Source organism: Rhodoferax sp. GW821-FHT10B06, from assembly GCF_059415605.1.
On record NZ_JBWKNO010000023.1, the window covers coordinates 37,120 to 60,762 of the forward strand.

Here is a 23,643-nt window from a genome sequence, read left to right on the forward strand (position 1 = left end):
CGACATGCTCTACGTCGTTCCCAGCCACTCCTGGGCAAATTGGTCCCGAAAGCGAATGAGCAATTGCACACGTGATTGCGCCAACTCCCGTCCTTCAGCCGTCTGCATGCTGGCAGGAAGCTGCAGCAGCTTGTTCTCAATATGGTCAAGGGTGTAATGCACGTCGTCTAACGGGCGATCCTGCGCAAGCGGGTCGGTGGCGTGCGCAAGTGCCCGCCCCAGCTGCCCTCCAATGTGGAACATGCGTGCCAGCCCCACAGCCCCCAAAGCGTCCAGACGGTCCGCATCTTGGACGATCTTCGCTTCAATCGTTTCAGGGCTTATGGCAGCGGAAAAGCTGTGCGCTTCAATGGCATGCACTACGCCCCTCAGCTTGTCCTGCGGAAATCCCAACTTCGACAACGCTGTCTCGGCCTGTTGTGCAGAAAGCCGCGATGCCTGTGCTCGCTCAGGATGGTCCTTGGGCAGATTGACGAGGTCATGCAGATAGCACGCCGCCATCACCACCAACGGATCAGTCTGCGGATGCGATGAAAGAAGTTGCCTGGCCGTGGCCCATACCCGATCCAAGTGGTTGAGATCATGCGCACGATCAGTCGCTCCAGCTTGGGTGACCAGTCGAACCAATACAGGTCGCCAATGGCCAACCAGGCCTTTCCATTCGTTCATGAGGCAAGCAGGCTTAAGCAATCCATAGCTTGCCATCCTAAACCCAAGCGGTCTGTGCCTTGAAGACTAAGGCCGCCGCCCAACTATCGGAAAACCAACCGTCAAGCACCCATCTGCAAAAATGCCACCGGGTCGCGTGCGATGCGCAGGCCCTGCTCGCGGGCGTGGGCCAGGGCAGAGTCTTCGGACATGAAGGGGTTGTCAAAGCTCAGGGTACGCTGGCTGGGGATGGGCATGCCGTAGTGCTGGGCGATGCCGACACGGGCCAACCAGGTGCCGTCGATCATGGGTTTGGCATACAACGAGACGACGCAGTCGCCTACGTGGAATTCGGTCAGGTCGGTCATGGTGCGCTCCTGGAGTGTTCTTGGGCCTCAACACAAGCATGCTGCGCCCGCTATATGACAGCCAGAAGACACAAACCGGATACACGGCAGATACCTTGTGTATCAGGGCACGGGTGTCAATTTCGCAACACTTAACGCCAGCCACTTCACGCCGTGGCGTGGAAAGTTGATCTGTGCGCGCGCGTCATCGCCCTTACCCTCCAACAAATTGACCTTGCCTTCACCGAACTTGGTGTGGAACACCTTCATGCCCACGCGCAGGCCGTGGCTGGGTGCCTCTTTCTGCGGTGGCACGGGTGGGCTGGCAAAGGGCGCATCTTCTTTATTGAATCGGCCTCCGGCGCTGTATCCGCCTACGCTAGAAGCTCCGAATTTAGGAGCAAAGCTGGAGGTGCCGTAGCCCGCGCTTTTGGAGGTGATCCACTTCAACGCGGACTCCGGCAGCTCTTCAAAGAAGCGGCTGCGCGGGTTGTAGCGCGTCTGGCCATGCAGCAGCCGGCTTTGCGAGAAGCTCAGGTACAGGCGCTGGCGCGCGCGGGTGATGGCGACATACATCAGGCGGCGTTCTTCCTCCAGGCCCTGGCGGTCACTGAGCGAGTTCTCATGCGGGAACAAGCCCTCTTCCATGCCACCGACGAACACCGCGTCGAACTCCAGGCCCTTGGCCGAATGCACGGTCATCAGTTGCACCGCGTCCTGGCCGGCCTGGGCCTGGTTGTCGCCAGCCTCCAGGGCAGCGTGGGTCAGGAAGGCGGCCAGCGGCGACAGGGTTTCACCACTGTCCTGGTCCAGGAAGCCGTCGGCAGGCGGCGCGTCCGGGTCCAGGCCCTGGCTGACAGGTGACTGGCTGAGCTCGTCCACCGGCAGGGCCACGGCATCGCGGCCAAAGCCTTGCTGGGACACAAAGCTCTCAGCGGCGTTGACCAGTTCTTCCAAGTTCTCCACCCGGTCTTCGCCCTCGCGGTCGGCCTTGAAGTGGGCCATCAGGCCGCTGTGCTCCAGCACCAGTTTGATGATGTGGGCGAGGCTGCTGCCCTGCGTCTGCTCGCGCAGCACGTCCAGCTTGGCGACAAAGGCACCGAAGTTGGCGCCTGCCTTGCCGGGGATGGCGCTGACCGCGTCGTGCAGCGAGCAGCCGCTGGCGCGCGCCGCGTCCTGCAGGATCTCCAGGCTGCGCGCACCGATGCCGCGTGGCGGGAAGTTGACCACGCGCAGAAAGCTGGTGTCGTCGTTGGGGTTCTCCAGCAGGCGCAGATAGGCCAGCGCGTGCTTGATTTCAGCCCGCTCGAAAAAGCGCAGGCCGCCGTACACGCGGTAGGGAATGCCGGAATTGAACAGCGTGGTTTCGATCACCCGGCTTTGCGCATTGCTGCGGTAGAGCACGGCGATTTCCTTGCGCTCCATGCCGTCGCGGACCAGCTGCTTGATTTCATCGACGATCCACTGGGCTTCGTCCAGGTCACGCGGGCTTTCCACCACGCGCACCGGCTCGCCGGGGCCCTGGTCGGTGCGCAGGTCTTTGCCCAGGCGGTTGCTGTTGTGGCTGATGAGGTGGTTGGCCGAATCCAGGATGTTGCTGAAGCTGCGGTAGTTTTGCTCCAGCTTGATCTGCTGGGTAACGCCAAATTCACGCACGAAGTCGGCCATATTGCCCACCCGCGCGCCACGAAAGGCATAGATGCTCTGGTCGTCGTCGCCCACGGCCAGCACGCTGCCGCCGGGGATGGAACTGCCAGCAGCCAGGTCTTTCTCGCCATAGCCGCTGAGCATTTTGATCCAGGCGTACTGCAGCTTATTGGTATCCTGGAACTCGTCGATAAGGATATGGCGAAAGCGGCGCTGGTAGTGCTCGCGCACGGCATCGTTGTCACGCAGCAGCTCGTAGCTGCGCAACATCAGCTCGCCAAAGTCGACCACACCTTCGCGCTGGCACTGCTCTTCATACAGCGCATAGATTTCTACCTTCTTGCGGGTTTGCGGGTCGCGCGCCTCGACCATGGCGGGGCGCAAGCCCTCTTCCTTGCAGTTGCCGATAAACCACTGGGTCTGCTTGGCGGGGTATTGCTGGTCGTCGATGTTGAACTGCTTCATCAGGCGCTTGATAGCGCTCAGCTGGTCCTGGGTGTCCAAGATCTGGAAAGATTGCGGCAGATTGGCCAGCTTGTAATGGGCGCGCAGCAGGCGGTTGCACAGGCCATGGAAAGTGCCAATCCACATGCCACGCACATTGATGGGCAGCATGGTGCCCAATCGAACCACCATCTCCTTGGCGGCCTTGTTGGTGAAGGTCACGGCCAAAATGCCGCCGGGCGTGACGCGCCCGGTCTGCAGAAGCCAAGCGATGCGGGTGGTCAACACCCGGGTCTTGCCCGAGCCGGCCCCGGCCAGAATCAGCGCATGCCCGGTCGGCAAGGTCACTGCGGCCAGCTGCTCCGGGTTCAGGTTGTGTAAGAGCGGCGAATTTTCTGCGACCAAGGGTGTATTTGCTGAGAACATATGTCGATTGTAGGAACCCCCATGAAACCCAGACTTGCCGTCGGCCCCGCCGCCCTGTTCGCTGCCCTGATCCTGGGCCAGCCTGCCATCGCCCAGTCCAGCTGCTCCAGCGATGGCCAGCCGGCCTTCCAGTCCATACGCGACCGCTTCATCAGCGCCGACTGCGAAGCCTGCTGGAGCAATCCCCAAACCGCCCTCCCCAGCCCGCAAGCCATCGCGCTTGACTGGATACTGCCCGGCGCGCTCGGCGAAGATGCGCCCTTGTCGGCCGCAGCCCGCCCAGAAGGCCTGGAGCGCATGCGAGCGAGGCAGCAGGCAGCCATCCACGCAGCCCCCCCGCCGTCGCTGCAAACACCCCCGCAACTGCGCGTCGCACGTGGGCCGATGCTGAGCGGCTATGTAGGCACCTCCATCGCACTACTGCCGGCAGACACTCCAACCGGGCCGCTGAAGGCCTGGCTGGTGTTGGTAGAAAGCATCCCAGCCGGAGAAGACGGCACGCCGATCACACGCAACCTGGTACGCAACGCACTGGTGCTGGATTGGGCCCCCACGGCCAATGGCTGGCAGGAGCTGCGCGCCATGTCCGTACCGGAAGGTGCCAAACCCGAGCGGCTACAGGTCATAGGCTGGGTAGAGGATGCGGGCGGGCACCCCCTGGCGGCAGTGCAGTCCCACTGCGAGGCAGAAGTGGAATAAGCCTTCCGCCCGCTGGCGCAATATGGTACTTTGCGCCTGCGCAGGAGGGTTTTGCACATGTTTTCGGTCTACGGGGTTTCGGGCAGGGTGTTCACGGGCACCGTAGAGCAGTTGCGCCATATCGACCAGGTGCATGCCGTGGCGCGCATGCACCGTATCGAAAACAATGAGCTGGAGATCCTGCCCGAGTTCCCCCAGGAAGTGGAAGCTCCTACGGCGCAAGAGCAAACGCACAAACCGCTGCCTAACCCGGCGCTGGCCGCCTATGCGCAAGCCGCCCAATCAGACACGCCCCGCCAGCCGCTGACCCATGTGGCCCAGCTGATGACCCAGCCAGCCACCACCATCCAGGCCGATACCCTGCTATTCGATGCCGCCGACCTGTTGGCCCGAAAAAGAATTGGCCAGGTGCCGGTACTGGACACGAATGGCCAGTTGGTAGGTATGTTGCTGCGTGCCGACCTGTACCGCACAGATCTAACACCCAACACATCCGGCCTGCCCAGTGCACCCGACTACTGGGCCACCCGCATGGCGCAGCCGGTCTCCACCGTCATGTGGACGCCAATAGCCAGCGTCTCGGCAGACACCGACATCCGCCGGGTGGCCAGGGTGCTGCTGGATACCGAACTGCCGGGCCTGCCGGTGGTGGATGACGTCGGCAAGGTCATGGGCTTTGTGTCACGCTCCGACATCTTGCGCGCCGTGGCCATGGACCCGCCGCTCGACGTCTGGGGTTAGAACATAGACCGTGGCATAGCCCAGACGTAAAAAAAACCGCCGCAGCGGGTTTTTTTACGTCCCCGGCACGCCGGGAACCACTATCAGGCGTGCGCAGCGCGCAGCTTTTGCGAGAACTCTTGCAGAGCAGCGATACCGCTGCTTTCGGCGCGGTGGCACCAGGCTTGCAGATCAGCCGTCAGCTGTTCGCGCGACTGCGAGGTGTTCAGCCACATCTGGCGAAGTTCTTCGCGCATCACCACCATCTTGTCCAGTACCGGATGGGCGGCACGGGCCTGGGCCAACTGGGGTTGGGCAGCCGCAGGCACTTTTTCAGCGTCGCGGTGCATCCAGCGCTTGGCAGCTTGCAATGCGGACAGATCACCCTTGCGGGCTTTCAGCGTTTCCAGCTCGGCCTTGCAGGCTTGGCGAAGTTCACGGGCATAACCTGCCATGACTTCGTAACGGTTGGCAATCAGCGCTTCCAAAGTCTTTTCGTCGGCCACAGGCTTGATGGCACCGAGTTGCAGCTTGGGCGGCGTCTTCTTGACCTTGGCCCAGCCGATCTTCTCCATCATGCTGATGTAGACCCAGCCCATGTCGAATTCGTAAGGCTTGACCGAGAACTTGGCCGAGGTTGGGTAGGTATGGTGGTTGTTATGCAACTCTTCACCGCCAATGATGATGCCCCAGGGCGAGATATTGGTGCTCGCGTCCGGTGCTTCAAAGTTGCGATAGCCCCAGTAGTGGCCAATGCCGTTGATGATGCCGGCAGCCGTCACCGGAATCCAGATCATCTGCACGGCCCAGACCGACAGCCCGGCAATACCGAACATGGCCAGGTTCAAGATCAGCATCAGGCCCACGCCTTGCCAGCTAAAACGGGTGTACAGATTGCGCTCGATCCAGTCGTTCGGGCAACCATGGCTGAACTTGGCAACGGTTTCCAGGTTCTTGGCTTCCTTGCGGTACAGCTCGGCACCGGTCCAGAACACGGTTTCAATACCGTGGGCGTGCGGGCTGTGCGGATCGTCCTTGGTTTCGCACTTGGCGTGGTGCTTGCGGTGCACGGCCACCCATTCCTTGGTGACTTGGCCAGTGCCCAGCCAGAGCCAGAAGCGGAAAAAATGCGACGGAATCGCGTGCAGATCCATCGCCCGATGCGCCTGGTGGCGGTGCAGGTAGATGGTCACGCTGGCGATGGTGATGTGGGTGGTGACCAGCGTGTACAACACGATCTCCCACCAAGACAGGTTCCACAAGCCGTTTGCAAGCCAGTCAACGGCTGCGTTCAACACAGCCCAATCGGGTAACAACATAGGTAAATAGCCTCGTTTTTAGAGTGGGCTCGCCGCGTATCCCGGGCGCGCCAACCCTCTATTCTAGGTTGGAGCACTCAATTTACCTAGAGAGCAACCCCAAGCAACACACGCATTGCCTTATTTTTTCTGCCAAACTGCAGCAAAAAAGCCATCCGTGCCATGGCGATGCGGCCACAAACGCAGGTACTCGCCGCCCGTTACCGGACCGCTGCACAAGCTGGCTGCGTTCTCCACCTTTAAATGGGTCAGCAAGTCGACTGTTTCAAGGGGGGTGAATTCGGGATTCGCCGCCGAGAAGGCTTGCGCAATAGCCTCGTTTTCCTGGGGCAGGATACTGCAGGTCGCATACACCAGGCGACCGGCCGGCTTCAGCAAACGGGCCGCACTTTGCAAGATCGCGGTTTGCTTGACCACCAGCTCTTCGACCGCCTTGGGCGATTGACGCCATTTCATATCAGGATTGCGGCGCAGCGTGCCCAGGCCGGAGCACGGTGCATCGACCAATACGCGGTCGATCTTGCCGGTCAGGCGCTTGATGCGGTCGTCGCGCTCATGGGCGATAGCGGCGGGATGCACATTCGACAAACCGCTGCGCGCCAGACGTGGCTTGAGCGCATCCAGGCGGTGGCCCGAGGTGTCAAACGCATACAGGCGTCCGGTGTTGCGCATGCTGGCGCCAATCGCCAAGGTCTTGCCACCGGCGCCAGCACAGAAGTCCACCACCATTTCGCCGCGCTTGGCATCCAGCAGCAAAGCCAGCAGCTGCGAACCTTCGTCCTGCACTTCGATCGCACCGCGCACAAAGGCGTCCACCTTGGTCAATGCAGGCTTGTCCGTCAAGCGCAAGCCCCAGGGCGAATACGGGGTGGCAACCGACTGGATCCCAGCCTTGGCCAGTTCTTTTTGCACATCATCACGTTTGGAGTTCAAGGCGTTGACGCGCAAATCCAGGCCGGCGCCATGGACCAGGCTTTCCACCAGCGGCCAGAACTCGTCCTTGAGCTGCTCTTTCAACGGCTGTACCAGCCATTCGGGCAGGTTGTGGCGGTGGCGGTCCAGCAGGTCTTCCTGCTTGACCTTGTCGCAGTTTTCCAGCCAGGTTTTCTCTTGATCGTTCAGGGCCGCGTACAAAAAGTCGCGTGGGCCATGGAAGCCCAAAATCGCCATACGACGCTGCTTGGAGCCGCTGCCCGAAGGGGCCAAATGGTCGAACAGTAGTTTTTTGCGCAGAACCGTGTACACGGTTTCCGCCAGCGTGGCGCGCTCACGCGGGCCCAGCGAGCGGTTGTCGCGGAAGAAACGCGAAACCACCGAATCGGCGGGGTGTTCAAATTGGAGCGCGAGGCGGACGAGTTCAGAACACTCGTCAAGGAAGTCTTTAGGATGCATAAGCCCGATTGTCCCACGTCCCCTTTTTTTCACGAACCCGCACCATGTCTGACGCCGATTTGCCTCCACTGCCCCCCACCCCGCCGGGCCGCTACCGCCATTACAAAGGCATGCTGTACGAAGTCATCGACACCGTGCGCCACAGTGAAACCCTGGAACCCATGACGCTGTACCGCGCGCTCTACGGCGAACACGGCCTATGGGTACGTCCGGCGGACATGTTCGCCGAAGAGGTGGTGATAGACGGCGTGCGCCAGCCGCGTTTCACCCGCCTGCAGGACGCTTAGAACGTATTCAAGGCCTTAAGACCTGCTGAACAGCCAGGCGCGGCAGCTGCAGCGTGGCGACCAACCCAGCGGTGTCGCCGTTGCGCAGCGTCAGACTACCCTGGTGGCGGCGCGCAATGTCCAGCGAAATCGACAAGCCTAGGCCTACGCCGGCGGTATTGCGCCCGGAAATCTGCTGGAAGCGGTAAAACGGAGCCAACACCTGGATCAGCTCAGACTCCGGCAGACCCGGCCCGGGGTCGTGTACCTCGATGGAGAGCTGCTCCGGGCTGTCCACCATCTGGATATGCGCAGCACCGCCGTAACGCACCGCGTTGTCCACCAGATTGTTCAGGCAGCGGCGCAAAGCCGATGCTTGCGCCCGCAACGGCGCAGCCGTACCGCCAAAATCCACGCGAAAGCCGCAGTCCTGCTGGTCATCCACCAGGCTTTCAACCAAGGCGGCCACGTCCAGATGCACCCAGGGTTCCTCTTGAGCGGCACCACACAGATAGTCCAACGTGGCGGTAATCATCTCGTCCATCTGGACGATGTCGTTGCGAAAAGCGTTCTTCTGGGTCGAGTCGCCCAGCCCCTCGGCCCGCAGGCGCAAACGCGTCAAGGGCGTACGCAAATCATGCGATACGGCGGCAACAAAGCGGTCGCTATCCACCAGTTGCTGGCGGATCTGCGACTGCATCTGGTTGAACAAGCGGCTGGCATCACGGCATTCCCGGGGCCCATCTTCCGGTAAAGGCGGATGGTCCAGATCCTGGCCCAGAGCCTTGGCGGCGCTGGCCAGTCGCCGCACCGGGGCCGATAACCAACGGGCCCCGATCCATGCCGCCACCACCAGCGCAGCCAAGCGTACGCTGATGTCCAGCCACAGCGCAGAAGCAGGCGGCGCCATATCCTCCGGAGGACCAGACTGTGGTGGCGCAGATGCGGGCTGGCCAAACTCGATGAGTGGTTTGGCACCCGGACGCAGCACAGGATTCGGCAACAGCGGTGCCGCGCGCGGGTCCCGCATGGGCGGGCGCATGTGGAACATCATGGCCAAAGCAAGCACATGCCCTGCCAAGACACCTACCGACACCAACACAGCCAAACGCCCAAACAGGGTGGACGGCAACAGTCGCGAAATCAGGCGCCTCAGGACGTCCACGAAGGTTGACCCTGCACAGACTGCACGGTAAACATATAACCCGCGCCACGCACGGTTTTGATCAGCGATGGTGCGTCGGGAGACTCGCTCAATTTCTGCCGCAGCCGCGACACCAGCAAATCAATGCTGCGCTCGTACGCATCCATGGCCCGGCCACGCGCCTGCTCCATCAGCTGCTCGCGGCTGAGCAGCCTGCGAGGCATGCCCAGGAAGGCCAGCAGCAGGCGAAACTCCGCGTTCGATAGCGGCACCACCAGACCAGACGGCGAAGTCAAGCGACGCTCATGGCGTTGCAGTGCCCAGCCATCGAAGTACACCACGTCTCCGCCCACTTCTTGCAGGATACGGTCGTGCACGGTGGCGGCCCGGCGCAACACGGTCTTGATGCGCGCCACCAGCTCTCGCGGCTCGAAGGGCTTGCTCATGTAGTCGTCGGCCCCCATTTCCAGACCAAGCACCCGGTCGTAGGAGTTGGTGCATGCCGTCAGCATGATGATGGGAATGCGCGAACGCTGGCGCAGCTCGCGCGTCAACGCCAAGCCGTCCACACCGGGCAGCATCATGTCCATCACCACCAGATCAATAGGCTGTGCAGCCAGTTGCTGGCGCATGCTGGGCCCGTCGTGGGCGGTATGCGCGCAAAACTCAAAACCCGTCAGGTATTCCTGTAGCAGATTGGTAATGCCGGCATCGTCGTCCACGACCAATATTTGGCGTGAGGGGTTCATATTTCGTCCATTTCGCCGAAAAGTGTAGGGAGAGTACCCCCCCTTAAAGACACAAACAGGCAGGTCTTTACCTTTCTTTTCCGCCTCTTAAACAAGCTTTTGTACCAACTTGGATACACGGTTGACAAACAAGCTTTACACGTGGCGTAAAAAATACAGTAGTCGCCCAAACCACTTGCTGGGGTGACATCCCACCCTCATCCGCCTAAAGGAAACAACGATGTCCAGCATCAGCAGTGTCAGTAACAGCAGCAACGCGTGGGCCTCAACCGGGGCGACACGCGGCGCCCCCAAAGACAAACTCTTCAGCCTGGTCGATTCAGACAAAAGCGGTGGCATAGACACCGACGAGCTGAAGACCCTGATGGAGCAGGTCACCAAGAAGACCGGTGTGGCCAACAGCAATACCGCCGCCGAACTGATGACCAAGCTGGACACCAATGGCGACGGCAGCCTGGACGGCACCGAACTGCACAACGGAATCACCAGCATCGTGCAGCTCCCGTCCACCATGGACTTCGCGCAAAGCCGTAGCGACAGCAGTACCGGCGCTACCGGCCAGGCCGGCGACGATCTGTTCTCCAAGGTGGACAGCAATGGCGACGGCAGCCTCAGCTCCAGCGAATTCACCGCACTGATGGACAAGATGTCGGCCAGCGGAGACGCAAACGCCACCGATAGCAGCAGCGACAAATTTGCCAGCCTGGATACAGATGGCGACGGCAAGCTGACCCAGAGCGAATTCGACGCCGGACGTCCTTCGGGCGCAGGCGGCCCCCATGGCGCGGGCGGCCCGCCGCCCGGCCCGCCGCCCACCTCCAGCAGCAGCGACAGTACCACCTACGACCCGCTGGACACCAACAAGGACGGCATCGTGTCCGCCGCCGAGGCCGCCGCGGGCCAGGCCAACGGCACGGCCGATACCGTGCAGGCCCTGCTCAAGGCAATTGACACCGACAAGGACGGCAAGCTCAGCAACACAGAAGCCGACACCTTCGTCCAACAGGTGGCCGCCGCCGTGGACACCTTGCAAAAGTCCTCCAGCAGCACAGACAGCATTGACCTGAACCAACTGGCCCAGCAAGTGCTCAAGCAATACACCCAGATCGCTGCGGGTTCCGCCAGCAGCAGCACGGGTAGCACCGTCAGCCTTACGGCATAAATACGGCTCCAGCGCAGGTAATACCTGCGCTGGTAGCTACATATTTCGCAGCAAATCCGCCACCACGCGCGGATACAGCAGGTGCTCCTGGGTGAGCACGCGGGCAGCCAGCAGTTGGGCCGTGTCACCTGGCAAGATGGGCACCACCGCCTGGCCAAGAATGGGCCCGTGGTCCAACTCGGCCGTCACCTGGTGTACGGTGGCACCGGCAAATCGGCAACCCGCATCCAGTGCACGCTGGTAGGTGTTCAGCCCGGTGAAGGCCGGCAGCAAAGACGGATGGATGTTCACCAGCCGGCCCGCATAGTGCGCCACAAAACCCGGCGTCAGGATGCGCATAAAGCCGGCCAGCACCACCAGTGCCGGCTGGTGGCGGTCTATCACCTGCATCAACTGGGCGTCAAACGCGGCGCGCGGGTCGGGTGCCTCGGCAAAGGCCTTGTGCTCCACCACCTCGGCAGCCAGGCCCTGGGCACGCGCAAAGTCAAGCCCCGCCGCCATGGCTTTGTTGCTTACCACCGCCACTACCTGGGCTCCCAGGCGCTTGGCCCAGTCGTCGCGTTGGGCCGTGCGCACGATGGCCGCCATATTGGAGCCACCGCCTGAGATCAAAATAACAATATTCTTCATACTGACCGGAATTATCCCTGTGACCACCACCCTCTCGCCCAACGAAGCCCGCGTACTTGCCACGCTGATGGAAAAAGCCCGCACCGTGCCCGACAGCTACCCCATGTCGCTCAGCACCCTGCTGGCCGGTTGCAACCAGAAAACCAGCCGTGACCCGATCATGACGCTCAGCGAGGCCGAGATCGCCGAGGCCCTGGGCACGTTGAAAGACCTGGCCCTGGTGCGCGAATCCAGCGGTAGTCGGGTGACGCGCTTCGAGCACAACTTCCAGCGCGGCATCGGCGTGCCCGAGCAATCTGCCGTCATCCTGGGTCTGCTGATGCTGCGCGGCCCGCAGACCGCTGGCGAGCTGCGGCTGAACACCGAGCGCTGGTACAAATTTGTCGATATTTCCTCGGTCGAGGGTTTTCTGGACGAAATGCTGGAGCGCAGCGAAGAAAAAGGCGGCCCGCTGGTGGTCAAACTCGCGCGCGCACCGGGTGAGCGCGAGCAGCGCTGGGCGCATCTACTGTGCGGGCCGGTGGACATCAACGCAACCGCAGCCCCCGCAGGCGGCGGCAACACCAGCCGGCTGGAAGCCCGGATTGAAACCCTGGAAGAAGAAGTGGCCCAGTTACGGGCCACGGTGCAGAAGCTGTGCGCTGAGCTGGGGATCGGCTAAATCAGCAGCCTTGACGACTTGGGCACGTGCGCCATCAGGAACTCCATCTGGTCGGCCAGGATGCGGCGGTTGCGCAGGATGAAGTCTTCCCACAGGCTGGGCACGTAGGGCGTGTACAGCAGCGGCATGTGGGCCTGCTCGGGCGTGCGGTTGCTCTTGCGGTGGTTACAGGCGCGGCAGGCGGTGACCACGTTCATCCAGGTGTCGGCGCCCTTCTGGCCCAGGGGCTTGATGTGTTCGCGGGTCAGCACTTCCTCGTGGAAGCGGTTGCCGCAGTAGGCGCAGACATTGCGGTCGCGAATGAACAGCTTGGCGTTAGTCAGGCTGGGGCGCAGGTCGAAGGGGTTGATATTCGGCACGCCACGGGTGCCGATGATGCTGTTGACGGTGATGATCGACTGCTCGCCCGTGATGGCGTTGTGCCCGCCATGGAACACCGCCACCTGCGCGCCCATCTCCCAACGCACCTCTTCGGCTGCGTAATGGACGACGGCTTGCTCCAGCGAAATCCATGACTGGGGCAACCCTTGGGCTGAGAGCTTCAAGACCTTCACAACACGCCTCCTGGATCGATAAAAGACCACTTACCGGAAATGCTAGGCAGGGCGCCAACCCGCTGGTGAACGCCTTGCATCTGTCTGCTGCGTCACAATATACATTGTTTCTATGAACATTGAGCTGACAGCGCTTATTACACGGGCGCAATACGCTATCAAAAAGATAACGATCCATGCTGGTTTTTCGTGGCTTCCACCATCCGGGCATAGCCCCCCACTGCGCGCTCACCATCGGTAATTTCGACGGCGTGCACCGCGGTCACCAGGCCATGTTGGCGCTGCTGATCAACGAAGCCAGGCACCGTGGCGTACCCAGCTGCGTCATGACCTTCGAGCCGCACCCGCGCGACTACTTCGCCAAGGCCACAGGCCAGCCCGACCTGGCACCGGCCCGCATCGCCACCCTGCGCGACAAACTCACCGAGCTGCACCGCTGCGGCGTGGACCAGGCGGTCGTGCTGCCGTTTGACGCGGCTTTTGCAGCCCAAACCCCGCAGGCCTTCATCGACGAGGTGCTGGTGCACGGCATGGGCGTGCGCTATGTACTGGTGGGCGACGACTTCTGCTTCGGCGCCAAGCGCGCCGGCGACTACGCCATGCTGGATGCCGCCGGCGTTGCCAAGGGCTTTGACGTGGCGCGCATGAACAGCTACGAGGTGCACGGCACCCGCGTGTCCAGCTCCGCCGTGCGCACCGCGCTGCAAGCCGGCCGCATGGCCGACGTCAGCCGCCTGCTGGGTCGCCCCTACAGCATCAGCGGCCACGTAGTGCACGGGCGCAAGCTGGGCAGGCAGCTAGGCGAGTCCGCCGCCGGTCGCAACGACGGCTTTCGCACCCTGAATCTACGCTTTTCGCACTGGAAACCCGCCGCCAGCGGCATCTTCGCGGTGTTGGTGCACGGTCTGGATGCCAAGCCTTTGGTCGGCGTGGCCAACCTGGGCATACGCCCTTCGCTGGACCCGAACGACATCAACGGCGGCCGGGTGCTGCTGGAAACCCATTGCCTGGACTGGCCCGCCGCGCTGGGCCCCGAGGGGGCCTACGGTAAAATCATCCGCGTGGAACTGCTGCACAAACTGCATGACGAACTGAAATACGACAGTCTGGACGCCCTTCAAATCGGCATCGCCAAGGACTGCGACGAGGCACGCGCGTATTTCAAGACCTTGCACGCAGAAACCAGCCGCCAGACAACGCGCGACCGAATTTAGACGATCGAGTTGCTGTCAGCAGACAGCCTGCCGATCTTGCAGCCCGCCTCTTTGTTTGCCGGCTGCCTCCCCAACGTGCCATTCGAAAATCCCATGACCCAATCCGAAGCCTCCACCGCTCCCGACTACCGCAGCACCCTGAACCTGCCCGACACCCCGTTCCCCATGCGCGGCGACCTGCCCAAGCGCGAACCCGGCTGGGTCCAGGAATGGGAAGACAAAGGCCTGTACAAACGCTTGCGCGATGCCCGCCTGGGTGCGCCCAAGTTCGTGCTGCACGACGGCCCGCCCTATGCCAACGGCAACATCCACATCGGCCACGCCGTCAACAAGATCCTGAAGGACATGATCGTCAAGGCACGCCAGCTCAAAGGCATGGACGCCACCTACGTGCCGGGCTGGGACTGCCACGGCCTGCCGATCGAGAACGCCATCGAAAAACTGCACGGCCGCAATCTGCCGCGTGACGAAGTGCAGGCCAAGAGCCGTGCCTTTGCCACCGAGCAGATCGCCGGCCAGATGGCTGACTTCAAGCGCTTGGGCGTGCTGGGCGAATGGGACAACCCGTACCGCACGATGGATTTCGGCAACGAGGCCAACGAAATCCGCGCACTGAAACGCATCATGGAACGCGGCTTTGTCTACCGCGGACTCAAACCCGTGTACTGGTGCTTCGACTGCGGCTCGTCGCTGGCCGAGTTCGAGATCGAATACGCCGACAAGAAGTCACAGACGCTGGACGTGGGTTTCAAGAGCGCGGAGCCGGACAAGCTGGCCGCAGCATTTGGACTACCAAGCTTGACCAAAGACGCCTTCGCCGTCATCTGGACCACGACCGCCTGGACCATCCCCGCCAACCAGGCACTCAACTTAAACCCTGAGCTAGAGTACGCGTTAGTCGATACCGAGCGCGGCTTGCTGGTGCTAGCGGCTGATCTGGTCGATAAATGCATGGTGCGCTTTGGTTTGACTGGAGCGGGCGACATTGTTCCAGGGCCAACTCCGCCCGAGGGTCAAATGCCGACTGTCTTGGCTACCACGTTGGGCAAGAACCTGTCAGGTCTGAAGTTCCAACACCCGTTCTACGATGTAGACCCGGGCTACCAGCGCCTGAGCCCCGTCTTCCTGGCCGACTATGCCACTGCCGACGACGGCACCGGTATCGTCCATTCCTCGCCCGCCTACGGCGTAGAGGATTTCAACTCCTGCGTGGCCAACGGCATCAAGACCGACGACATCCTGAACCCGGTGCAAGGCAACGGCCGCTATGTAGATGACTTGCCGCTGTTCGGCGGCCTAAACATCTGGAAAGCTGCACCGCTGGTCATCGAAAAGCTGCGCGAACACGACCGCCTGTTCGCCACCGAGACCATCAGCCACAGCTACCCGCACTGCTGGCGCCACAAGACGCCGGTGATCTACCGCGCCGCAGCCCAGTGGTTCATCCGCATGGACGAAGGCGTGGGCGTGTTCACCAAGGACAAGGCGCCGCAAACCCTGCGCAAGCTGGCGTTGAACGCCATTGAGGAAACCAGCTTCTACCCCGAGAACGGCAAGACCCGGCTGCGCGACATGATCGCCGGCCGGCCCGACTGGTGCATCAGCCGCCAGCGCAACTGGGGCGTGCCCCTGCCCTTCTTCATCCACACCGCCACCGGCGAGCTGCACCCGCGCACCATGGAGATCATGGACCAGGCAGCAGCCATGGTGCAGGCCGGCGGCGTGGAAGCCTGGAGCAAGGCCACGGCCGAATCCATCATCGGCGCCGATGCGGAGCACTACACCAAGGTGAACGACATCCTGGACGTGTGGTTCGACTCCGGCACCACGCACGAACACGTGCTGCGCGCCAGCCACGCAGCCCAGTCGCAGTGGCCGGCCGACCTATACCTCGAAGGCCACGACCAGCACCGCGGCTGGTTCCACAGCTCGCTGCTCACTTCGTGCGCGATGTACGACCACGCGCCCTACAAGGGCCTGCTGACGCATGGCTTCACCGTGGACGGCCGCGGCCGCAAGATGAGCAAGAGCGAAGGCAATGTGGTGGCGCCGCAAGAGGTCAGCGACAAAATGGGCGCGGAGATCATCCGCCTGTGGTGCGCGTCGACCGACTATTCGGGCGACCTGGCCATCGACGCGAAAATCCTGGCCCGCGTGGTCGATACCTACCGCCGCATCCGCAATACGCTGAAGTTCCTGATGGCCAACGTCAGCGACTTCGACCCGGCCACCGACGCCGTGCCGTTCGACCAGTTGCTGGAAATCGACCGCTACGCACTCAGCCGCGCGGCCCAGCTGCAGGCCGACATCCTGGCGCATTACGAGGTGTATGAGTTCCACCCCGCGGTCGCCAAGCTGCAGGTGTATTGCTCGGAAGACCTGGGCTCGTTCTACCTGGACGTGCTGAAAGACCGGCTCTACACCACCGCGCCCAAATCGCTGGCCCGCCGCAGCGCCCAAACCGCGCTGGCGCAGATCACCCACGCCATGCTGCGCTGGATGGCGCCGTTCCTCAGCTTCACGTCGGAGGAAGCCTGGAAGATCTTTGGCAGCAGCGACTCCATCTTCCTGGAAACCTATGCCGAGCTGGCCGCGCCGAATGCCGAGCTGCAAGCCAAGTGGAGCCGCATCCGCGAGATCCGCGACGCGGTGAACAAGGACATCGAAGTGCTGCGCGCCGACGGCAAGGTCGGCGCCTCGCTACAAGCCAATGTGCACCTGACCGTGGCCGCCGCCGACTACGCCCTGCTGTCCAGCCTGGGTGCGGACCTGAAGTTTGTATTCATTACCTCTGCTATCACTTTGGTAGCTGGTGACGCTTTCGCTATCAGCGTCACAGCCAGTTCTGACACCAAGTGCGAGCGCTGCTGGCACTACACACCGGATGTGGGCAGCGATGCCGCCCACCCCACGATCTGCGGCCGTTGCAGCAGCAATCTGTATGGCGCGGGCGAAGTCCGCAAGGTGGCGTAATGGCGGGTAAAGGCAAAACCACTTTCGGCAAATCCAGCGCCAGCGTGCTGCCCTGGCTGGGCCTGGCACTGATCGTCCTGATCCTGGACCAGTTCACCAAGGTGCTGATCACCGGCTACTACCAGCTCGGTGACAGCACGCCCGTGACCAGCTTCTTCAACATCGTGCGGGCCCACAACACCGGCGCGGCGTTCTCGTTTCTGCACGACGCGGGCGGCTGGCAGCGCTGGTTCTTCACCGGCATCGGCGTGGCAGCAGCACTGTTCATCGTCTGGATGCTACGCAAGCACGCGGGGCAAAAGCTGTTTTGCTTTGCCATGGCCTGCGTGCTGGGCGGCGCCATCGGCAACGTGATCGACCGCGTGCTGCACGGCTACGTGGTGGACTTTCTGGATTTCTATTGGCGCAACATGCATTTCGCCGCCTTCAATCTGGCGGATGCAGCCATCACCTTGGGCGCGATCTGCTTGATTCTGGACGAACTGCTGCGGGTCAAACGCAGTAAATAAGCTTTCGCACGAGCGCCCACACCCCGAAGCCCGCTGATGCGGGCTTTTTCATTCCACAGAATTCTTCCAAAGGCCCTTCGAGGCGACCGGGGCTGCTTCTAGGCTTACTGCGTTGTCGCCCGCGAGTCTGCGAGTCATTAGCGATCCGGTAGCGTCCGCCCGGCGGACCAGCCCTTCAAATGGTCAATGAACCACCGTCCTGCGGGTCCAGGGGGCGACGCTGCTGAATGGATAGCGGACATTGCCAATGGGTAACCTGTACGGGGCATGTCGTCCACCTCTAGAACGACCAGCGTACCAAGGTCTATGTCTTGCTCCACCAAGTGGAGCGGCATGCTGCCCCATCCGACGCAGTCCTTCAGAAATGCGTACTTGGTTGACAGGTCTGCCAACCTCCAGGTGGACGGTGACATCACTCCATAGTCTCGGCCAGCCATCAGTTCAGACCGGTCTGTAAGCACCAGCTGGACATGCTTGGCCAGCTCTTGCCGGGGAATCCGGCCGTCAAATCGCGCAAGAGGATGGCTTGCGGAGGCCACTACGACCAACGGTATCTCGCCAAGGCGCTCGCTAACCAACGATGGAAACGCAACAGGCAGCGCCCCCAGGATACCCAGACTGCAACGACCGTCCAAAACGGGTTGGTAGCCAGCCCCCAAACCCTCTACAAAAAGCCGCAGAGACGTGAAAGGAAACTGTTCTGCAAATGCCTTCACGGTTGCACTGATGACATAGGTCGGGAAGAAAACATCAACAACCACGGACAGCTCGGCCTCAAGCCCTGCGGCCATCAATTTAGCCCTGGCCTTCAGCGTATTCACCCCTGAAACGATGCTGCGGGCATCAGCCAACAACAGAACGCCTTCCGGGGTCAGTTTCGGAAATCGACCGGAGCGGTCGAACAGGAGCACACCGATCTGTTCCTCCAGCCCGCTGACCCAGCCGCTCACCGCAGATTGGACGCGGTTGAGCTTCCTCGCGGCCGCGGAAAAGCTGCCTTCGTCCACCGCAGCAATGAAGGTCCTGAGTTGGTCCAACGACACGCCATCCAGCATCAACAACCCCTTCCATCCCAAAAACAGATGGTTCACATCTCAATATACCGTCTTTTCAGAATGCAGTTGGCCCCGCATCATTCGTTTCCATGGAAGCCTCGCAAATCAGCTACTTCCCTAACCCTCGCCCCAACCGTATTTTTTATGGAGAATTTCCATGCGTACTACCCTCATCGCCACCGCTTTGGCCGCCACCACCCTGGTCAGCACGGCCCATGCAGACATTGCAACTTACAGCATCGACCCAACCCACACCTTCGTGACGTTCGAAGTCGCCCACTTTGGCACCTCGACCAACCGCGGTCGCTTCGACAAGAAGGAGGGCAGCATCGTGCTGGACAAGGCGGCCAAAACGGGCAAGGTCGAGTTGACCCTTGAAACTGCCTCCATCAACACCGGCACGGCGGCCTTCGACAAGCACCTGCAGAGTGACAACTTCTTCAACTCCGCCAGTTTTCCGGATGCGAAATTTGTCGCCAACGGCTTCAGCTTCTCTGGCGACAAGGTCAGCGAAGTCGCCGGGCAACTGACGATGCTCGGCAAGACCAACCCGGTCGTGCTCAAGGCCAGCAACTTCAACTGCTACACCAACCCCATGCTCAAGCGCGAGGTTTGCGGCGGTGACTTCGAAACCACCATCCAACGCAGCCAATGGGGTATGGGCTGGGGCATCAACATGGGCATTCCTGACAGTGTGAAGCTGGCAGTCCAGGTCGAAGCCGTCAAGCAGTAATCCATCCCCAATCCATCCACCTATCTATTTCAGAGAACACCATGAACATCCTCCACCTTGATTCCAGCGTCCTCGGCACCGCTTCCGTGAGCCGCCAACTCTCCGCCGGCATCGTCGCGCGCTACCAAGCCTTGCAGCCGGACATCACCGTTGTCTCCCGAGACCTTGCAGCCGACCCTGCCTTGCACCTGTCCGGCGCGCACATGGCCGCCTTCCAGGGCGCCGTCATCGAAGACGCCACCATCACGGCAGACCTGCTCAAAGGCAACGCCTATATGGACGAACTGTTCAAGGCGGACGTCATCGTCATCGGTGCACCCATGTACAACCTGTCCATCCCGACATCGCTCAAGGCCTGGATTGACCGAATTGCAGTGGCCGGCAAGACCTTCCAGTACACGGCGACTGGTCCTGAAGGATTACTGAAGAACAAGAAGGCCTTCATCGCTTCCGCACGCGGTGGTGTCTATTCGGCTGGCAGCCCGGCCGCAGCCTTGGAGCACCAAGAGAGCTACCTCATTGGCCTGCTGGCCTTCCTGGGCGTGACTGACGTGACGGTCGTTCGTGCAGAAGGCATTGCGTTTGGCCCTGAGGCCAAAGAAGCCGCGGTCACCCGCGCGCTGAAAGACATCGCGGACATCACGGCCTAAAGGCAAACCAAGAAAGTTGAAGGACATCCATATGCGCTATTCCATCATTGGTTCGGGCAACGTCGGCACCGCCCTGGCCCGCCAATTCGCCCGCAATGCCATCCCCGTTGGCATCGCCAACACCCGTGGACCCGAATCTCTCGCTGCGCTGGCAAACGAGCTGGACGGCAAAGTAACTGCCATGTCTCTGCAAAACGCACTTCAGGCTGACACCATCATCTTGGCAGTACCTTTCATGGCCCACACGGCCGTTGCTGCAGCCGCCTCAAACTGGGCCGGCAAAACGGTTGTGGACGCCATGAACACCTATGGCGTGCCGCCAGATGTGCTTGCCGACAAAGCCTCCAGCGATGTGGTGGCAGCCGCATTTCCGGGCGCCAACGTGGTCAAGACCCTCAACCAGCTGCCGGCAAAGCTGCTGGCAGCAGACCCGGCCGATAAAGGCGGGCGCCGCACGATGTTCGTCGCGGGCAACGATGGGACTGCCACCGCTGCCGTCGTGCAACTGGTGGCAGACCTGGGATTTGCGCCCATCATGCTCGGCAAGCTCAATGAAGGCGGCCGGCTCCTGGAAAAGGGGGGGCCCTTGGTTCTGCAGAACCTAGTCAAGTTCGGCTAAGTCGCCAACAGCAGCCTGGGATCGGTCTGGGCCTAGGAACTGGTAGGTCACCGAACTATCGCGTTCAACTTACCTTTGCCTGGCCAGGCCCGCCATGGCGTGGGTTGATATCCCAGCCATGCGGCGCACCACCTGCTGGTGCGCCTGTCATCACGGTGTCACGCATAGCTTGTCCAATGAAAACGTTTTCAATCAGGGCAACAACGTGAGCATCCGAAAAGTAGCAGAGCAAGCCGGCGTATCCATGGCCACCGTATCGCGGGTTTTCAACCGCCCCGACACGGTGAATGCCGTGACGCGCGCCCATGTGCTGCAAATGGCGCAAACCCTGGCCTATTTACCCAATGCCAGCGCCCGCAGCCTGCGCACCCAGCGCAGCCGGGTGATTGGCGTGGTCCTGCCCACGCTGCTGAACCCGGTGTTCGCCGAGTGCCTGGACGGCATCGCCCAAGCCGCCAGTAGCGCCGGCTACGCCATCCTGCCCATCACCACCGACTACCGGCTGGAAAGCGAAGAACTAGCCGTACAGCAGCTGCTGGCCGGCAATGTGGACGGCATGTTGCTGGTGGTGTCCAACCCCGCCACATCCACCGCGCTGGCCCGGCTGCGCGCGGCTAATCTGCCCTATGTGCTCGCCTACAACCAGCACCCTGATCACCCCTGCGTATCAGTGGACAGCGAACGGGCCGTGCGCGAGCTGGTAGCGCGGCTGGCCGCCCTCGGCCACCGCCGCATCACGCTGATCAGCGGCCAGTTGGCGGCGTCCGACCGGGCCCAGCAACGCCAGCGCGGCTTTAGCGCCGGCATGCAAGCGCTGGGTCTGGACGGGACGCAGTGGCTGGAGGTGCCGTTTGTCGAAACCGCGGTGCAAGACATCCGCGCGCTGCTGCAGCGCAGCCCCCGACCCAGCGCGCTGGTGTGCTCGAACGACCTGCTGGCCATCCGCAGCATCCGCGCCGCGCACCTGGCCGGCCTGCGCGTGCCACAGGACATCAGCGTCACCGGCTTCGATGGTATTGCGCTGGGCGAAGACCTGACGCCGATGCTCAGCACCATCACCCAACCCAATGCCGACATCGGCCGCCACGGCGTGCAGCTGCTGGTGGCCGCCATGGCGGCCGGCGCAGCGGTGTCGCCCGCCGCCAGCGTGCTGCTGGCCCATGGTTTTCGCACCGGCGAATCCTGCGCACCGCTTTCCTGAATCTCTCCCTTCCCAGCAACTTTCTCAACGGAGTTTTTATGCGTAAACCCTTCCAAACCCTGGCGCGCGCCGCGCTACTGGCACTCGGCCTGGCCGGTGCCAGCGCCTTCGCCCAGAATGCCATCTGCTACAACTGCCCGCCCGAATGGGCCGACTGGGCCAGCCAGATCAAGGCCATCAAGGCCAAGACCGGCGTGACCGTGCCGCCCGACAACAAGAACTCCGGCCAGTCGCTGGCGCAGATGGTGGCCGAGAAAGCCAGCCCGGTGGCCGACGTGACCTACCTGGGCGTCACCTTCGCCATCCAGGCACAAAAAGAAGGCGTGGTCGCCGCCTACAAACCCGCCGGCTGGGCCGATATCCCCGACGGTCTAAAAGACCCGCAAGGCCACTGGTTCAGCATCCATTCCGGCACCATGGGCTTCATGGTGAATGTGGATGCACTCAAGGGCAAGCCGGTCCCGCAGTCCTGGGCCGACCTGCTCAAACCCGACTACAAAGGCCTCATCGGCTACCTGGACCCCGCCTCGGCCTTCGTCGGCTATGTCGGTGCCGTAGCAGTGAACCAGGCGCGCGGCGGCACGCTGGACAACTTCGGCCCCGGCATCGACTACTTCAAAGCGCTGCAAAAGAACGAGCCCATCGTGCCCAAGCAGACTGCCTATGCCCGCGTGCTGTCGGGTGAAATCGCCATCCTGCTGGACTACGACTTCAACGCCTACCGCGCCAAGTACAAGGACAAGGCGAACGTGCAGTTCGTCATCCCCACCGAAGGCACGCTCGTTGTGCCCTATGTGATGAGCCAGGTAGCCAACGCACCGCACGCCGACAACGCCCACAAGGTACTGGACTTTGTGCTGTCCGATGAAGGCCAGGCCATCTGGGCCAACGCCTATCTGCGCCCGGTGCGCGCCACGGCCATGCCGAAAGAAATCCAAGCCCGCTTCCTGCCCGCCAGCGAGTACGCCCGCGCCAAGACCGTGGACTACGCCAAGATGGCGGCGGTGCAAAAGGCCTTCTCGGACCGCTACCTCAAAGACGTTCAATAAGCTGGCATAGAGGCGCTTCGCATGACTTCCCCCTCCCGCCTGCTGGGCGCCTGCGCGACACCGGCCGTGGCCTTTTTTGCTGCCTTCTGGCTGCTACCGGTGGTGCGCCTGTTCGCGCTGCCGGCCGACAAAGGCTGGGCCACCTATTTCGCGGTGCTGACTGACAGCCGCTATCTGCGCAGCCTGCTGAATACGCTGGGCCTGTCGCTGGCCGTCACCCTGGCCACGCTGCTGCTCGGCGGCCTGGTCGGCATCACGCTGGCGCGGCAGCGCTTTAGGGCCAAGCCGCTGCTGCTGTCGCTGCTGACATTGCCGCTGTCGTTTCCCGGCGTGATCATCGGCTTCTTCATCATCCTGCTCGGTGGTCGGCAGGGCCTGGTGGCCGATCTGACCGAATGGCTGGGCCTGGGCCGCACGACGTTTGCCTACGGGTTGACGGGTTTATTCCTGGGCTATCTGTACTTCTCGCTGCCGCGCGCCATCGCCACCTACACCGCTGCCGCCAGCGCCATGGATGCGCAGCTGGAAGAGGCCGCGCGTTCGCTGGGCGCGTCCCGCTGGCGCGTTGCCAGAGATGTATGGATTCCCGAGCTGGCGCAGACCACGCTTGCGTGTGGTGCTATCGTTTTTGCTACGTCCATGGGCGCCTTTGGCACGGCCTTCACCTTGGCCAGTAAGTTTGAAGTGCTGCCCATCACGCTCTATAACGAGTTCACCAACTACGCCAACTTCGCGTTGGCCGCCAGCCTGTCGATCACGCTGGGCACCATCACCTGGTTGAGCCTGTTCCTGGCGCGCCATGCGGCCGGCCCGGCGGCTGCGGGGGCATAAA

General features: G+C 62.1%; 24 protein-coding genes. 14 read left to right on the forward strand and 10 right to left on the reverse strand.

Annotation, left to right across the window (positions count from 1 at the left end; all coding sequences use genetic code 11):
* Positions 1 to 9: 9 nt before the first annotated feature.
* The 3 genes from AC07O2_RS24055 to AC07O2_RS24065 all read right to left on the reverse strand — a co-directional run bounded on the left by AC07O2_RS24055 (position 10) and on the right by AC07O2_RS24065 (position 3,512).
* Complete coding sequence (locus AC07O2_RS24055) at positions 10 to 669, reverse strand: HD domain-containing protein (RefSeq protein ID WP_495234692.1); 660 nt, start codon at positions 667 to 669, stop codon at positions 10 to 12.
* A gap of 101 nt (positions 670 to 770) precedes the next feature.
* On the reverse strand, positions 771 to 1,016 hold the full coding sequence (locus AC07O2_RS24060) for a hypothetical protein (protein WP_495096022.1): 246 nt from the start codon (positions 1,014 to 1,016) through the stop codon (positions 771 to 773).
* 102 nt (positions 1,017 to 1,118) lie between these two features.
* Positions 1,119 to 3,512, reverse strand: a complete 2,394-nt coding sequence (locus AC07O2_RS24065) for a UvrD-helicase domain-containing protein (protein WP_495234693.1) — start codon at positions 3,510 to 3,512, stop codon at positions 1,119 to 1,121.
* Positions 3,513 to 3,533: 21 nt separating this feature from the next.
* Here AC07O2_RS24065 and AC07O2_RS24070 point away from each other — a divergent pair, with 21 nt between their 5' ends.
* Positions 3,534 to 4,211 (forward strand): hypothetical protein, encoded by a 678-nt coding sequence (locus tag AC07O2_RS24070; protein ID WP_495234694.1) that lies wholly within the window; start codon positions 3,534 to 3,536, stop codon positions 4,209 to 4,211.
* Between the two features lie 57 nt (positions 4,212 to 4,268).
* Entirely contained in the window at positions 4,269 to 4,952 is a 684-nt protein-coding gene (locus AC07O2_RS24075) for a CBS domain-containing protein (RefSeq protein WP_495234695.1), read from the forward strand.
* A gap of 83 nt (positions 4,953 to 5,035) precedes the next feature.
* Here the strand turns inward: AC07O2_RS24075 and AC07O2_RS24080 are convergent, their stop codons facing one another.
* Both AC07O2_RS24080 and AC07O2_RS24085 read right to left on the reverse strand, forming a co-directional pair.
* Complete coding sequence (locus AC07O2_RS24080) at positions 5,036 to 6,250, reverse strand: DesA family fatty acid desaturase (RefSeq protein WP_495096026.1); 1,215 nt, start codon at positions 6,248 to 6,250, stop codon at positions 5,036 to 5,038.
* Between the two features lie 120 nt (positions 6,251 to 6,370).
* On the reverse strand, positions 6,371 to 7,642 hold the full coding sequence (locus AC07O2_RS24085; protein WP_495234696.1) for an RsmB/NOP family class I SAM-dependent RNA methyltransferase: 1,272 nt from the start codon (positions 7,640 to 7,642) through the stop codon (positions 6,371 to 6,373).
* 44 nt (positions 7,643 to 7,686) lie between these two features.
* Between AC07O2_RS24085 and AC07O2_RS24090 the strand changes: the two genes are divergently transcribed.
* On the forward strand, positions 7,687 to 7,929 hold the full coding sequence (locus tag AC07O2_RS24090) for a DUF1653 domain-containing protein (RefSeq protein ID WP_495234697.1): 243 nt from the start codon (positions 7,687 to 7,689) through the stop codon (positions 7,927 to 7,929).
* A gap of 7 nt (positions 7,930 to 7,936) precedes the next feature.
* Here the strand turns inward: AC07O2_RS24090 and AC07O2_RS24095 are convergent, their stop codons facing one another.
* Entirely contained in the window at positions 7,937 to 9,073 is a 1,137-nt protein-coding gene (locus AC07O2_RS24095; RefSeq protein WP_495234698.1) for an ATP-binding protein, read from the reverse strand.
* Entirely contained in the window at positions 9,061 to 9,801 is a 741-nt protein-coding gene (locus AC07O2_RS24100) for a response regulator (RefSeq protein WP_490592569.1), read from the reverse strand. Before AC07O2_RS24100 ends, AC07O2_RS24095 begins: the two co-directional genes overlap by 13 nt.
* 220 nt (positions 9,802 to 10,021) lie before the next feature.
* Between AC07O2_RS24100 and xopAW the strand changes: the two genes are divergently transcribed.
* Positions 10,022 to 10,963, forward strand: a complete 942-nt coding sequence (gene xopAW / locus AC07O2_RS24105; RefSeq protein WP_495234699.1) for a XopAW family type III secretion system calcium-binding effector — start codon at positions 10,022 to 10,024, stop codon at positions 10,961 to 10,963.
* A gap of 36 nt (positions 10,964 to 10,999) precedes the next feature.
* Here xopAW and purN read toward each other — a convergent pair whose 3' ends face one another.
* Positions 11,000 to 11,593 carry a phosphoribosylglycinamide formyltransferase gene (purN, locus tag AC07O2_RS24110; protein ID WP_495234700.1) on the reverse strand — a complete coding sequence of 198 codons (594 nt, stop codon included), beginning with the start codon at positions 11,591 to 11,593 and terminating at the stop codon, positions 11,000 to 11,002.
* Between purN and AC07O2_RS24115 the strand changes: the two genes are divergently transcribed.
* Complete coding sequence (locus tag AC07O2_RS24115; RefSeq protein WP_495234732.1) at positions 11,592 to 12,254, forward strand: YceH family protein; 663 nt, start codon at positions 11,592 to 11,594, stop codon at positions 12,252 to 12,254. The two genes, purN and AC07O2_RS24115, sit on opposite strands and share 2 nt — an antisense overlap.
* On the opposite strand, the gene AC07O2_RS24120 is transcribed toward AC07O2_RS24115, so the two are convergent.
* Positions 12,251 to 12,808, reverse strand: a complete 558-nt coding sequence (locus AC07O2_RS24120; protein WP_092758048.1) for an HNH endonuclease — start codon at positions 12,806 to 12,808, stop codon at positions 12,251 to 12,253. The genes AC07O2_RS24115 and AC07O2_RS24120 overlap by 4 nt on opposite strands.
* A 176-nt stretch (positions 12,809 to 12,984) precedes the next feature.
* Here AC07O2_RS24120 and AC07O2_RS24125 point away from each other — a divergent pair, with 176 nt between their 5' ends.
* The 3 genes from AC07O2_RS24125 to lspA all read left to right on the forward strand — a co-directional run bounded on the left by AC07O2_RS24125 (position 12,985) and on the right by lspA (position 17,504).
* A complete protein-coding gene (locus AC07O2_RS24125; RefSeq protein WP_495234701.1) occupies positions 12,985 to 14,022 on the forward strand; it encodes a bifunctional riboflavin kinase/FAD synthetase in 1,038 nt (345 codons plus the stop codon).
* A 93-nt stretch (positions 14,023 to 14,115) separates the two neighbouring features.
* Complete coding sequence (gene ileS / locus AC07O2_RS24130) at positions 14,116 to 16,995, forward strand: isoleucine--tRNA ligase (RefSeq protein WP_495234702.1); 2,880 nt, start codon at positions 14,116 to 14,118, stop codon at positions 16,993 to 16,995.
* Positions 16,995 to 17,504, forward strand: a complete 510-nt coding sequence (gene lspA / locus AC07O2_RS24135) for a signal peptidase II (RefSeq protein WP_495234703.1) — start codon at positions 16,995 to 16,997, stop codon at positions 17,502 to 17,504. The genes ileS and lspA overlap by 1 nt, the downstream gene beginning before the upstream one ends.
* Before the next feature lie 137 nt (positions 17,505 to 17,641).
* Here lspA and AC07O2_RS24140 read toward each other — a convergent pair whose 3' ends face one another.
* On the reverse strand, positions 17,642 to 18,559 hold the full coding sequence (locus tag AC07O2_RS24140; protein WP_495234733.1) for a LysR family transcriptional regulator: 918 nt from the start codon (positions 18,557 to 18,559) through the stop codon (positions 17,642 to 17,644).
* Between the two features lie 157 nt (positions 18,560 to 18,716).
* Between AC07O2_RS24140 and AC07O2_RS24145 the strand changes: the two genes are divergently transcribed.
* The 6 genes from AC07O2_RS24145 to AC07O2_RS24170 all read left to right on the forward strand — a co-directional run bounded on the left by AC07O2_RS24145 (position 18,717) and on the right by AC07O2_RS24170 (position 23,642).
* Entirely contained in the window at positions 18,717 to 19,292 is a 576-nt protein-coding gene (locus tag AC07O2_RS24145; RefSeq protein ID WP_495234704.1) for a YceI family protein, read from the forward strand.
* A 41-nt stretch (positions 19,293 to 19,333) separates the two neighbouring features.
* Positions 19,334 to 19,942, forward strand: a complete 609-nt coding sequence (locus AC07O2_RS24150; RefSeq protein WP_495234705.1) for an FMN-dependent NADH-azoreductase — start codon at positions 19,334 to 19,336, stop codon at positions 19,940 to 19,942.
* A gap of 31 nt (positions 19,943 to 19,973) precedes the next feature.
* Positions 19,974 to 20,561, forward strand: a complete 588-nt coding sequence (locus tag AC07O2_RS24155) for an NADPH-dependent F420 reductase (RefSeq protein WP_495234706.1) — start codon at positions 19,974 to 19,976, stop codon at positions 20,559 to 20,561.
* A 205-nt stretch (positions 20,562 to 20,766) separates the two neighbouring features.
* Entirely contained in the window at positions 20,767 to 21,762 is a 996-nt protein-coding gene (locus AC07O2_RS24160) for a LacI family DNA-binding transcriptional regulator (RefSeq protein ID WP_495234707.1), read from the forward strand.
* A gap of 38 nt (positions 21,763 to 21,800) precedes the next feature.
* Positions 21,801 to 22,811, forward strand: coding sequence for an ABC transporter substrate-binding protein (locus AC07O2_RS24165; protein WP_495234708.1), 1,011 nt, complete (start codon positions 21,801 to 21,803; stop codon positions 22,809 to 22,811).
* 21 nt (positions 22,812 to 22,832) lie between these two features.
* Positions 22,833 to 23,642, forward strand: coding sequence for an ABC transporter permease (locus AC07O2_RS24170; RefSeq protein ID WP_495234709.1), 810 nt, complete (start codon positions 22,833 to 22,835; stop codon positions 23,640 to 23,642).
* The last annotated feature ends 1 nt before the right edge of the window (position 23,643 follow it).